Annotated in this window: 7 protein-coding genes and 1 pseudogene; 4 read left to right on the top strand and 4 right to left on the bottom strand. The window is 40.4% G+C overall.

What is annotated here, in order from left to right; all coding sequences use genetic code 11:
• Positions 1-615 (bottom strand): annotated as a pseudogene (locus tag AACQ49_RS01610) (signal recognition particle-docking protein FtsY); the annotation flags it as partial.
• Positions 616-842: 227 nt separating this feature from the next.
• Between AACQ49_RS01610 and rsmD the strand changes: the two are divergent.
• Together rsmD and AACQ49_RS01620 are read left to right on the top strand one after the other, a co-directional pair.
• Positions 843-1,427: a 16S rRNA (guanine(966)-N(2))-methyltransferase gene (gene rsmD / locus AACQ49_RS01615; RefSeq protein ID WP_004245388.1), complete on the top strand. Its 585-nt coding sequence runs from the start codon at positions 843-845 to the stop codon at positions 1,425-1,427.
• A 17-nt stretch (positions 1,428-1,444) separates the two neighbouring features.
• Positions 1,445-1,738: a DUF1145 family protein gene (locus AACQ49_RS01620; RefSeq protein WP_004248877.1), complete on the top strand. Its 294-nt coding sequence runs from the start codon at positions 1,445-1,447 to the stop codon at positions 1,736-1,738.
• 63 nt (positions 1,739-1,801) lie between these two features.
• On the opposite strand, the gene AACQ49_RS01625 is transcribed toward AACQ49_RS01620, so the two are convergent.
• A complete protein-coding gene (locus AACQ49_RS01625; RefSeq protein ID WP_161778854.1) occupies positions 1,802-2,206 on the bottom strand; it encodes a DUF2500 family protein in 405 nt (134 codons plus the stop codon).
• Between the two features lie 146 nt (positions 2,207-2,352).
• Between AACQ49_RS01625 and AACQ49_RS01630 the strand changes: the two genes are divergently transcribed.
• Together AACQ49_RS01630 and AACQ49_RS01635 are read left to right on the top strand one after the other, a co-directional pair.
• A complete protein-coding gene (locus tag AACQ49_RS01630) occupies positions 2,353-2,979 on the top strand; it encodes a lysoplasmalogenase (RefSeq protein WP_004248875.1) in 627 nt (208 codons plus the stop codon).
• 170 nt (positions 2,980-3,149) lie between these two features.
• On the top strand, positions 3,150-5,540 hold the full coding sequence (locus AACQ49_RS01635; RefSeq protein WP_004248874.1) for a zinc/cadmium/mercury/lead-transporting ATPase: 2,391 nt from the start codon (positions 3,150-3,152) through the stop codon (positions 5,538-5,540).
• Between the two features lie 86 nt (positions 5,541-5,626).
• Here AACQ49_RS01635 and AACQ49_RS01640 read toward each other — a convergent pair whose 3' ends face one another.
• Both AACQ49_RS01640 and AACQ49_RS01645 read right to left on the bottom strand, forming a co-directional pair.
• Positions 5,627-8,761, bottom strand: coding sequence for an efflux RND transporter permease subunit (locus AACQ49_RS01640; RefSeq protein ID WP_004245394.1), 3,135 nt, complete (start codon positions 8,759-8,761; stop codon positions 5,627-5,629).
• A gap of 25 nt (positions 8,762-8,786) precedes the next feature.
• Positions 8,787-9,926 (bottom strand): efflux RND transporter periplasmic adaptor subunit, encoded by a 1,140-nt coding sequence (locus AACQ49_RS01645; protein ID WP_004245395.1) that lies wholly within the window; start codon positions 9,924-9,926, stop codon positions 8,787-8,789.
• Positions 9,927-10,688: the final 762 nt, after the last annotated feature.

Raw genomic sequence — 10,688 nt, forward strand, 5'->3', positions numbered from 1 at the left:
ACGTTCAGCAGCTAATTTTTCAGCTTCTGCTCTTTGCGCTTCTTGGCGTGCTTGTTCAGCTTCTAGTTGCGCTTGACGCTGGGCTTCTTCTTCGGCTAAACGTGCCTGCTCTGCACGTTCAGCAGCTAATTTTTCAGCTTCTGCTCTTTGCGCTTCTTGGCGTGCTTGTTCAGCTTCAAGTTGCGCTTGACGTTGGGCTTCTTCTTCGGCTAAACGTGCCTGCTCCGCACGTTCAGCAGCTAATCGTTCAGCTTCTGCTCTTTGCGCTTCTTGGCGTGCTTGTTCAGCTTCAAGTTGCGCTTGACGTTGCGCTTCTTCTTCGGCTAAACGCGCCTGCTCTGCACGTTCAGCAGCTAATCGTTCTGCCTCTGCTCTTTGCGCTTCTTGGCGTGCTTGTTCAGCTTCAAGTTGCGCTTGACGCTGGGCTTCTTCTTCGGCTAAACGCACTTGTTCAGCTTCTAGTTGCGCTTGACGTTGAGCTTCTTCTTCGGCTAAGCGCGCCTGCTCTGCACGTTCGGCCTCTAAACGTTGTTGTTCTTTCTCTTGTGCAGTATTTTCTTCTTTATTACGGCCAAATCCGAGCCACGAGAAAAAACCTTTTTTTTCTTTTGCCATTAGCTACTAAACTCCTCGCACTAAATCATGGCGCGATAACATTGACGATATTAAAAATAATAATGAAGTCTATCATTTGATCGAGGATAAACGCATCTTTTATACGAATTTTATGGTAAATTATTCGCGCTTAAATCAAGGTAAGTTATCAAGTTATCAACAAACTTGTTCCTTGAAACATTAAAACACGCCAAAATTCACGCTTAAACGATATATATCAGAAAAATATGGCTAAGAAACCACAAAAAACGCCGATGGGACAAATCAGAATAATCGGAGGTAAATGGCGTGGTCGGAAACTTCCTGTGCTTGATAGCCAAGGATTACGTCCCACCACCGATAGAGTCAAAGAAACACTGTTTAATTGGCTTATGCCCGTTATTCAGAACGCTCGTTGCTTAGATTGCTTTGCTGGCAGTGGTGGGCTAGGTATTGAAGCACTCTCTCGCTATGCAAAAGAAACGACATTCATTGAGTTCGACCGTAAAGTCGCGCAACAAATTACTGCTAATTTAGCGCTGCTTGGCGCTGATAATGGGCATGTTATTCAAGATAGTGCGTTAAATTATCTAGCTAAACAAGGTACTGCATATGATGTGGTGTTTTTAGATCCTCCTTTTCATCAAGGTATGTTGGCAAACACCCTGCAATTATTAGAAAATAACCAATGGTTAGCCGAAGGTTGTTATATTTATATTGAAGAAGAAGTAAACGCACAGGTTTATTCTTTACCAGAAAATTGGCGATTACATAGAGAAAAAATCGCAGGCCAAGTCGCCTATCGTCTCTATATTCGCAATTTATCTGCTTAATTTGTTATGGAGCTGCTATGTTAATCTTTTTAGGTCGATTTTTAATGATCGGTGTGTGGGGATTTCTTTGTTTAAATCTTATTTCCCCATTCCCTAAACCTTTAAAGTACTTTATGGATATCGCATTAATCTTTATGGTGATTATGCACGGCTTACAAATTGCCATGTATAAAGCAGGCCAACCCGAAGATAAAAAACCTTCTGGCTTACTCCAATTTAAGATCTTCTTTTTTGGTATTTTTGAGCTATTGAGAATACAAAAAGAGTTGCGCAAAGAGTATCTAGAAAAACAAAAAAATAAAAACCAATAATCATCGTCTATTCAAGTCACTGGGGATAACACGCTAACTCCCCAGTTTCTTATGCTCTGATGCTTATTTAGCTGATGTTTTGCTACTTTCATTATCTGGTGCATCTGTTTCAAACTGCACGAAACGACTACCTTGCATAAATAATCGCCCTTTCATCTCCAGCGCTACATTTGAGAAAGTGGTTTTATCCACACGTAAGATAATATCTTGCTGAGAGTCCGTTGTTAAACGAAAAGTCACTTGATAGTAATAGGTTGTTTCTGGCCCATTAACATCATTTTCTCTTGAACGTCGATCGTTTTTCGGTATTTGTTGCTTATCAACAACTTCTACCATATATAATTTAACGGGTGAATTATCATCACTGATACGCTGTTTTCTTTGCTCAAAAAAACGATATGTTGCGCTAGCGATAATGATAATCAGCACCGCAACACCTAACATTCCCGCTTTATTCATTACACTCATTCCTATTATCGTTATAAATTCACATTGTGCTTATCTGTAGTTAATTTTAATTAATACGCTAGTTTCTTCATTAATCGCTATTCTTAAATTATGCTTTCTGTTATGAATAATAAAAGAGTTCTCTATATAAGAATAAGGAAGATATTATGAGTTGGCCTTTTCTCGCTGTCTTATTTTCTGGGTGGCTTTATATCGATGCCGCGTATCGTGGCCCTAATTGGCAACGATGGCTATTCCGTCCTATTACACTACTACTATTACTCCTTTGGGCATGGCAAGTCCCTGAGCATAGCATTAATAGTTATCTTATTGTCGGCGCTTTATTAGCAACATTACTTTCTGATGTATTAAAAATGTTTGAAGGTAAGTATTTACTACCTTCTTTAGCCTTGTTATTCCTAAGTTATATTCTCTACCTAATTAGTTTTGCCTTACCATTACAAATCTCTTTTTATCTTCCTTTGCTTGGTTTTGTTATCGTTGCCGCAATTATCGTGTTAGCCATCATCTGGACTAAACTGGATAAATTTGCCATACCTGTATTACTGACTTTATTAGCGGCTTTTGCGATGTTTTGGGTTGCAGGAGAGAAATTCTTCTACCTGAGCAACGACTACAACTTTTCTATCATGATAGGCTCACTCTTGTTAGTAATTGCTTACTCTATTTGGCTTATCAACCGTTTCCGCTTCTCTTTTTCAGCCTCTAAAGGACTGGTAAGTGCCTGTTACTTTATTGGTCACTTCTTTATTGTTAGAGCCCTTTTTCTCTAAAACCCTGATCCCTTGTTTCTTTATCAATAGAAACAAGGGATTAATTGATTTAACAAATCCGCACTTTTTGACAATCAATACGCTCTGTTTATCTTGACTCTGGACTCTACTCCAAGCTGTAAAGTATCGGTAATTGATAAAACTGTACTTTGTTGAACGAGGAGAGGCGTATGTCTAAACACGCTCATCAACACGATAACCATAAACATACCGATGCTTGCTGTTCAAGCTCTCAATGCTGCTCTAATCAGGCAGATAATAGTAGTATGCACTCACATACTGAAAGTGGACACACTCATAGCAAAATCGATAAGAGTGATCCTGAATGTGAAGAAGAACATCATCATGGCCATCAACATGAGCATAATCATCACGCTCATGATGGTCATGATCATGCCCATGGCTGTTGTGACAGCAACGCCCCTGTCTCTAATGTAGAGCCTGAAAAAATTGCACAGCAACGTTTTAGTTGGAAAGTGCAAGGAATGGATTGCCCAAGCTGCGCGCAAAAGATAGAGACAGCAGTACTGAAAGTGGTCGGCGTTAAACAAGCGAAGATCTTGTTTGCCACTGAAAAACTGGTTGTCGATGCCGATACCGATTTACGTACTGATGTGATTAGTGCCGTTAAAAGTGCCGGTTTTGAACTATTTGATATCTCATCAGCGGGATCTCAGCCTCCTGCAAAACAAAGCCTCTTAAAAGAGAGCTCATTCGTCATTATCTTAGCGATTTTAATGGCGATAAGTTGGGGTGCCGAGTTTATTGATCCACAAGCAGGTCGCGCTGCCTTTATTGCAACGACATTAATCGGGTTATTCCCTATTGTAAAAAAATCGCTACGACTCATTCGTAGTGGTACCCCATTCGCGATTGAAACCTTGATGAGTGTTGCGGCTATTGGGGCACTGTTTATTAATGCCACCGAAGAAGCGGCAATGGTAATTTTGCTGTTTATGATTGGCGAAATGCTTGAGTCTTACGCTGCGGGTCGTGCACGCCGCGGAGTCAGCGCATTAATGGCTCTTGTACCAGAAGAAGCGGTGGTAATCAAAGAGGGTAAAAAACAGACAGTCCCTGTAGCTCAATTGCGCCCCGGCGATATTATTGAAATTGCACCAGGTGCGCGCTTACCCACAGATGCCGAATTAATTACTGCTTTTGCAAGTTTTGATGAAAGCGCATTAACGGGTGAATCGGTGCCGGTCGAACGTTTACAGGGTGAAAAAGTCGCTGCTGGCTGTTTATCTGTTGATCGCTCGGTGCAAATGAAAGTGGTCTCTGAACAGGGGCAAAATGCCATCGACCGTATTTTACAACTGATCGAAGAAGCGGAAGAGCGTAAAGCGCCCATTGAACGTTTTGTTGACCGTTTCAGTCGCTATTACACACCACTGATTATGCTGTTTTCCGCATTAGTGATCATTATTCCACCTTTATTATTCGCTCAACCTTGGGAAACTTGGTTCTACCGTGGTTTAACACTGTTATTAATTGGTTGTCCTTGTGCTCTGGTTATTTCAACACCAGCCGCCATTACATCAGCACTGGCAGCAGCAACAAAACGAGGTGCCTTAATTAAAGGTGGTGCAGCACTTGAACAACTGGGCACAGTCAATACCGTTGCTCTAGATAAAACAGGCACATTAACAGAGGGTAAACCTCAAGTCACTGATGTCATAGCAAATGTAGGCTTTAATGAGAAAGAGCTACTGATGTTGGCTTCTTCTGTAGAAGTTGGCTCTCATCACCCTCTCGCAAAAGCCATTATTAATAAAGCACAAGAGCAACAAATTGATGTTGTGGAAGCCGATAATCGCAAGGCTTTAGCGGGTAAAGGGATTGAAGGTTATTTAAATAATCAGCATATTCTGGTCAGTGCCCCAACACAATTATCAGAAACCACACCATTATCTGCACAATGGCAACAACAAGTCGCTCGTCTTGAAGATGAAGGCAAAACCGTTGTGGTGGTATTAAAAGAAGATCAGTTCATTGGTGTGATTGCGATGCAAGATACATTGCGCAACGATGCCATCGAATCAATGAAAGTGTTGAAATCGATGAATATCAATGCCGTGATGTTAACCGGTGATAACCCAAGAGCAGCGGCTGCGATTGCACAAAAACTGGGTATGGATTTCCGTGCAGGATTGCTCCCTGAAGATAAAGTCACTTCAGTGATGGAAATCAGTCAAACACATAACACAATGATGGTGGGTGATGGTATTAATGATGCACCAGCAATGAAAGCGGCTACCATTGGTGTTGCGATGGGAAGTGGTACAGATGTCGCTTTAGAAACTGCCGACGCAGCATTAACCCATAACCGTTTAACTGGCTTACCCGAAATTATTCAGCTATCTCGTGCAACACGTAAAATTATCCGTGAAAATATTACCATAGCATTGGGTTTAAAAGCGATATTCTTAGTCACCAGTTTATTCGGTATCACTGGACTTTGGGTTGCCGTATTGGCTGACTCAGGAGCAACAGCTTTAGTGACCGCCAATGCCGTAAGACTATTAAAAGTTAAACTAAAATCTCCTCACCAAGATTAAACTGACCTAAAAATAAAACCCAAACCACAGTCATTGCTATGGTTTGGGTTATTTTTACGCTTAAATCTCACTGCGAGATAATTCTATTACTTATCTATTTCCTCAATACTCACATGTGCTTTTTTTCGTGAAAATAGTTTAACCACAAAGACATAGAACAGTGGTACAAAGAAAATAGCCAAGAAAGTGGATGCGAGCATACCGCCAATTACCCCTGTTGCAACAGAGTGCTGACTACCTTGCCCTGCACCTGCAGCAAGTGCCATAGGTAATACCCCAAAAGTAAAGGCGAGTGAGGTCATAATGATAGGGCGTAGTCTCATTCTTGCCGCTTCTGCTGCCGCATCGATTAATGGTTTACCATCCTTCTCATAAAGATGTTTAGCAAACTCAACAATTAAGATGGCATTTTTCGCTGATAGGCCAATGGTGGTCATCAAACCTATTTGGAAATAGACATCTGAGGATAAACCTCGTAACAGTGTCGCGATAACAGCCCCTAAAATACCAAATGGCACCACTAAAGCGACAGAGAAAGGTACTGACCAACTTTCATAGAGTGCCGCTAAGCTTAAGAAAACAAACAGAATTGTCATCACATATAATGCAGGTGCTTGGTCTTGTGTTTGAATTTCTTCATAAGACAGACCGCTATAGCTTAGGCTGATTTCAGATGGCAATTGTTTCATAATATCTGCAATTGCCAGCATCGCGTCACCCGTACTGTAACCTGGCGCTGGTTCACCTAAGATCTCAATCGCTGATAGCCCATTAAAACGCTCTAATTTCGGTGGCCCCATATACCATTGTGTTGTTGCAAAGGCGTTGAATGGGATCATTTCACCGCGCTGATTACGAACATGCCATTTATCCAGATCGGTTGGCAACATACGCGCTGAGGCTTCCCCTTGTAGATAAACACGTTTAACACGACCTTCATCAATAAAATCATTTACATACATCGATCCCCATGCGGCAGATAATGTATCGTTAATATCAGATAAACGCAGTTGTAATGCTCTTGCACGCTCTTTATCAATCACAACACGTAATTGAGGTTCATCGTTTTTACCGTTCGGGCGAACATTAGTTAATACTGGACTTTGTGCTGCTAATTCGAGGAATTTATCACGAGCTTTAACCAATTCAGTATGGCCTAAACCCGCATTATCTTGTAAGTAGAAATCAAATCCCATCGCATTCCCCATCTCCATAATAGCAGGTGGTGGGAACGCAATAACCATACCATCACGGATAGAGTTAAAGTGTTGCTGTGCTCGTGCCACTAATGAGAAAACATCTTCTCCTTTTCCTTTACGCTCTGACCAATCAGCCAAGTTAACAAATGCCATACCCGCATTTTGACCACGACCTGCAAAGTTAAAGCCATTAACAGTAAATACTGTTTTAACCAGATGTTTTTCTTCGGTCAGTAAATAATCCCTAAATTCTGCCATGGTTTGTTCCATACGCTCAGCGGTACTATTTGCTGGCATACGGACTTCAATCATCACAACCCCTTGGTCTTCATTTGGTAAGAAGGCTTTAGGTAATTGCGTAAATAACCACCCTGTTCCAACGGTAATAATGAGGAAAATAAACATATAACGGCCTCGACGGTACAAGATATTGCGTACCCCCTTCTCGTAATAGTTAGTTCCTCTATCAAAGAAACGGTTGAACAGCCAGAAGAATCCACGACGTTTCTTCACCTTAGGTTGTGGCTTTTTCAATATGGACGCGCATAATGCGGGTGTAAATGTTAATGCGATAAGCACTGATAATGCCATCGCGACAACAATAGTCGCTGCAAACTGGCGATAAATAATCCCAGCCGATCCACCAAAAAATGCCATTGGCACAAAGACCGCTGATAAAACAAGACCAATCCCCACTAACGCCCCTTGAATTTGCGTCATCGAGAGAATAGTCGCTTCTTTTACCGAAATCGCCTGTTCATGCATGATCCGTTCAACGTTTTCAACCACAACGATGGCATCATCCACCAGCAAGCCGATTGCGAGCACCATGGCATACATCGTTAATACGTTGATAGTTAAACCTAATGCGGCTAATACACCAAAAGTTCCTAATAAAACAACCGGTATAGCCAATGTTGGCACCAAGGTTGCCCGAATATTTTGTAGGAACAGGAACATAACCAAGAACACTAAGATGGAAGCTTCGACAATCGTTCTTACCACAGAGCTAATGGACGATTTTACAGAAGGCGTTGTGTCATAAGGGAAAAGGGCTTTTACACCTTGAGGGAAAAACTGCGACTGAGCTTCCACAACCTCTTTTACTTTTTTAGACACATCAAGTAGGTTAGCTCCGGGCGCTAAGCGCATAGCCATACCCGCAGACGGTTTACCATTGTATAAGCTTGAAATAGAGAAATTATCTGCCCCTACTTCGACTTTCGCTACATCTTGTAACAGAACTTGTGAGCCATCAAGATTCACTTTTAATAGAATATGGTTGAATTCATCTACTGATACCATACGTGATGAGCTGGTAATGGTTGCGTTTAACTCAACACCTTTTAATGCCGGTAAGCCCGCTAACTGCCCGGCGGACACCTGTACATTCTCATCTTGGATAGCCGCGGCAATATCTTTCGGCATCAGGTGATAATTGGTCAGTTTATCCGGATCAAGCCAAATACGCATAGCGCGTGGTGATCCCAATAACAGAATATCCCCCATACCATCAATACGAGAAATAGGATCTTTCATATGTGAGGCAAGGTAATTACCTAAATCAAAGGCATCTAATTTTCCAGATTCATCTACGAGGGCAACCACTTGCATAAAGTTAATCTGGAATTTCACTACCCTCATCCCTTGTCGTTGTACTTCAAGGGGTAACTTAGGAGTTGCTAATTGCAGTTTATTTTGTACCTGCATCAACGCAATATCACTATCCGTACCTTGTTCAAAGGTGGCGATAACTTCAAAGCTACCATCCGTATTACTATTTGAACTTAAATAACGGAAGCCATCTAATCCGCTAAGCTCTTGCTCAATAACTTGAACAACCGTGTCTTGCACTGTTTCAGCCGATGCACCGGGATAAACTGCGGTGATCATTATCGCTGGAGCTGCAATTTCAGGATATTGACTCACAGGAAGTTTTATTAACGACAATCCTCCTGCAATCATAATAACAATAGCCATCACCCACGAAAGTATTGGCCGATTAATAAAAAATCGAGACATAATAATGTATTACCTAAATGAAGACTTACTCTAAGGTGGTCTTTAATGAAATGTTGTTAGCAGGAACCGCATTGACTTTTACGCCCGGTTTTGCACGATGATGACCTTCTGTCATGATCCTATCGCCAGCTTGTAATCCCTGTTTTATGATCCATCCATTACCTTGTGGTTTTAATATTTCAACATCTCTTGCTTGTAATACTTGTTGTTGATCAACGATATATGTGATGGATTTACCACGGGCATCAAAGGTAATCGCTTGTTGTGGCACAACAATCGCTTTCTCTTGAGTCCCTTGCATAATGCGAGCTTTGGTATACATTCCTGGTAATAATTGGTGCTGTGGATTAGGGAATTTGGCGCGTAATGTCACTGAGCCTGTACTTGGCTCAACTTGTACTTCGGAAAAACTTAATGTACCGGTATAAGGGTACTGAGAGCCATCTTCTAAAAACAGCGTCACATCCATTTTATCTTCACTATCAGTGACGACACCTTGTTGGATCAGTGACTTTAATTTCAGTTGGTTAGTAATAGGTTGAGTAATATCCACATAGATAGGATCAAGCTGTGTGATGGTCGCTAATGGCTGGCTTTGTCCACTACTCACTAATGCCCCTTCACTAACAAAAGAGCGACTGATTTTGCCGCTAATAGGTGATAAAACTTGGGTATAGCCAAGGTTAATCTTTGCTTGATTTAAATCGGCTTTAGCTTGATCAAGGCGTGAAACTACATCGTCATATTCTTGCTGACTAATGGCATTAGTGGCACGTAAAGATTTATAACGGGCAGCTAATTTTTTCACATTATCGTAAGCCGCTTGTGCTTTAGCTACCTGAGTTTCGTAAGGTTTTTTATCTATTTGATACAGTGGTTGATCTTTTTTAACATCACTACCTTCAGTAAATAGACGTTTTTCTAAAATACCATCGACTTGTGGGCGCACCTGTGAGACACGATAAGATGCCGTTCTTGCTGGCAAATCGACCGTTAATGGAAGAATTTCCTCTTTGACAGTATAGACTCCCACTTCTGGGATAGCAGGCTTGGTTGGCTGAGTCGATTGATCGTTACAGCCCATTAAGACAAAACTTACCATCATCACAGAAGTAAAAGGAATATTACAACCCTTTGTTTTAAATAAATGTTTTGTTTTTTTCATAGTTAGTGGAATTGTGCTGATAAAAAAAATACCGTACTCCCTATGCGAATGGTTTCCGGTACAACGAATTAATTAAGAACGTCATCTATTTATGGCTATTAAAATAAATAGTCTAAATATTAGATTAATAACACATACAGTTGAGATCCTTATTTATTAGAGGTTTTTGTATTTATTAATACGCTGTGAATAATGAACTTTTCAAGATATTTTAACAAGATTATAATTTATCAATATGTGGCATTTTAAATAAATGAAAATATATCTTATTGAAACAAAACAAATTAAATAAAATAAACTCTATTATAAAAAACACTAAAATAGCATTTTTAGGAAAAACAAAAAGAGCAAAAAATTAACTAATAATTATCCCTTCATCATTAAAATGATGAATAAACAAACATTTTTAAATACTATTTTCACAATAATACAAAAGAGATAAATAAAATTATTTTAATTGTTTCTTATACGAAACTAATACAATAAATCTATTAATTCACACAAACCTATAAATATAGAAAAATAATCTCTTAGAAAAAACATGACTAATTCATCATAAAACCATTGAATTTATTCATGGAAAAAATAGATTTTACGTGGGGTATAAAAAGGGAAGGAGAGCTACTTTTGCCTTGGAAGAAAGAGCCACAAGCGAGACAAGCCATGCTTTATCTCGCTTGATAAGCGTGTTTTTTACCAGTTGACATCCTCCACGCCCTAAAGGACGTGGATCCCTACTGCGTTCAGACTGATGTCTGAATC

Source organism: Proteus sp. G2675 (genome assembly GCF_963886535.1).
Classification (GTDB): domain Bacteria; phylum Pseudomonadota; class Gammaproteobacteria; order Enterobacterales; family Enterobacteriaceae; genus Proteus; species Proteus mirabilis.

What these genes read in the sequence shown, in the direction of transcription:
- rsmD (WP_004245388.1), top strand. Translation starts at nt 843, where the DNA reads ATGGCTAAGAAACCACAAAAAACGCCGATGGGACAAATCAGAATAATC.
- AACQ49_RS01620 (WP_004248877.1), top strand. Translation starts at nt 1,445, where the DNA reads ATGTTAATCTTTTTAGGTCGATTTTTAATGATCGGTGTGTGGGGATTT.
- AACQ49_RS01625 (WP_161778854.1), bottom strand. Translation starts at nt 2,206, where the DNA reads ATGAGTGTAATGAATAAAGCGGGAATGTTAGGTGTTGCGGTGCTGATT.
- AACQ49_RS01630 (WP_004248875.1), top strand. Translation starts at nt 2,353, where the DNA reads ATGAGTTGGCCTTTTCTCGCTGTCTTATTTTCTGGGTGGCTTTATATC.
- AACQ49_RS01635 (WP_004248874.1), top strand. Translation starts at nt 3,150, where the DNA reads ATGTCTAAACACGCTCATCAACACGATAACCATAAACATACCGATGCT.
- AACQ49_RS01640 (WP_004245394.1), bottom strand. Translation starts at nt 8,761, where the DNA reads ATGTCTCGATTTTTTATTAATCGGCCAATACTTTCGTGGGTGATGGCT.
- AACQ49_RS01645 (WP_004245395.1), bottom strand. Translation starts at nt 9,926, where the DNA reads ATGAAAAAAACAAAACATTTATTTAAAACAAAGGGTTGTAATATTCCT.